The sequence below is a fragment of the Paenibacillus sediminis genome, assembly GCF_017873765.1.
GTDB classification, from domain to species: domain Bacteria; phylum Bacillota; class Bacilli; order Paenibacillales; family Paenibacillaceae; genus Paenibacillus_AG; species Paenibacillus_AG sediminis.
Genome location: NZ_JAGGKP010000029.1, coordinates 1 through 1,625 on the forward strand (window position 1 = coordinate 1; position 1,625 = coordinate 1,625).

Here is a 1,625-nt window from a genome sequence, read left to right on the forward strand (position 1 = left end):
CAAGCCATAGCTTCGGTGGTGTGTTTAGCCCCGTTACATTTTCGGCGCAGAGTCACTCGACCAGTGAGCTATTACGCACTCTTTAAATGGTGGCTGCTTCTAAGCCAACATCCTGGTTGTCTGTGCAACTCCACATCCTTTCCCACTTAACACACACTTGGGGACCTTAGCTGATGGTCTGGGCTGTTTCCCTTTTGACAATGGATCTTAGCACTCACTGTCTGACTCCCGGATATAAGTCTATGGCATTCGGAGTTTGACTGAGCTTGGTAACCCTTGGCGGGCCCCGCACCCAATCAGTGCTCTACCTCCACGACTCTTCTTCCGAGGCTAGCCCTAAAGCTATTTCGGGGAGAACCAGCTATCTCCGAGTTCGATTGGAATTTCTCCGCTACCCCCACCTCATCCCCGAACTTTTCAACGTTCGTGGGTTCGGGCCTCCAGTGCGTGTTACCGCACCTTCACCCTGGACAGGGGTAGATCACACGGTTTCGGGTCTACGCCCACGTACTTAGTCGCCCTATTCAGACTCGCTTTCGCTGCGGCTTCGGCTCTTCACCTTAACCTTGCACGGGAGCGTAACTCGCCGGTTCATTCTACAAAAGGCACGCCATCACCCCTAAATTGGGCTCTGACTTCTTGTAAGCACACGGTTTCAGGTTCTTTTTCACTCCCCTTCCGGGGTCCTTTTCACCTTTCCCTCACGGTACTGCTTCACTATCGGTCGCTAGGGAGTATTTAGCCTTAGCAGATGGTCCTGCCAGATTCATACGGGGTTTCACGTGCCCCGCACTACTCGGGATCCGTCTCGGAGGGGTCAGAGTTTAAACTACAGGGTTGTTACCTTCTTTGACGAGCCTTTCCAGACTTCTTCGTCTACTCTAACCCTTTCTTACTCCATGTGAGACGTCCCACAACCCCGACCAGCAAGCTGATCGGTTTAGGCTTCTCCGTGTTCGCTCGCCGCTACTACCGGAATCACTCTTGTTTTCTCTTCCTCAGGGTACTTAGATGTTTCAGTTCCCCTGGTATGCCTCCCTCTACCCTATGTGTTCAGGTAGCGGTGACTGCCTATTACAGCAGCCGGGTTTCCCCATTCGGACATCCCCGGATCAAAGCTTGCTTACAGCTCCCCGAGGCAGTATCGTTGTTCGCCACGTCCTTCTTCGGCTCCTAGCGCCTAGGCATCCTCCGTGTGCTCTTAGTAGCTTAACCTAAGTTGTTGCTACTTTTACTACGTAAACTTGTTTGACACAAGTTCAGCTAAAAGGATATTTCTAAAACGCAAATTCGTTTCGGTATCTAGTTTTCAAGGATCAATATTAAACACAAATAGATGGTATTTATGGTGGAGCCAAGCGGGATCGAACCGCTGACCTCCTGCTTGCAAGGCAGGCGCTCTCCCAGCTGAGCTATGGCCCCATATCAAATATATAATTGTTTGGAATGGTGGGCCCTAGTGGACTCGAACCACCGACCTCACCCTTATCAGGGGTGCGCTCTAACCAGCTGAGCTAAGGGCCCATATCACGCTTGGCAACGTCCTACTCTCCCAGGACCCTTCGGTCCAAGTACCATCGGCGCTGGAGGGCTTAACGGTCGTGTTCGGTATGGGTACGCGTGGA

General features: G+C 52.1%; 2 tRNA genes and 2 rRNA genes. All 4 read right to left on the reverse strand.

The annotated features are described in order from the left end of the window. A 23S ribosomal RNA gene (locus tag J2Z20_RS17795) occupies window positions 1-1,215 on the reverse strand; the annotation flags it as partial. Window positions 1,216-1,346: 131 nt separating this feature from the next. Then, window positions 1,347-1,422: transfer RNA gene (locus J2Z20_RS17800), tRNA-Ala, on the reverse strand. Between the two features lie 25 nt (window positions 1,423-1,447). Continuing rightward, window positions 1,448-1,524 (reverse strand) — tRNA-Ile (locus J2Z20_RS17805). A 7-nt stretch (window positions 1,525-1,531) separates the two neighbouring features. Continuing rightward, window positions 1,532-1,625, reverse strand: a 5S ribosomal RNA gene (gene rrf, locus J2Z20_RS17810); the annotation flags it as partial.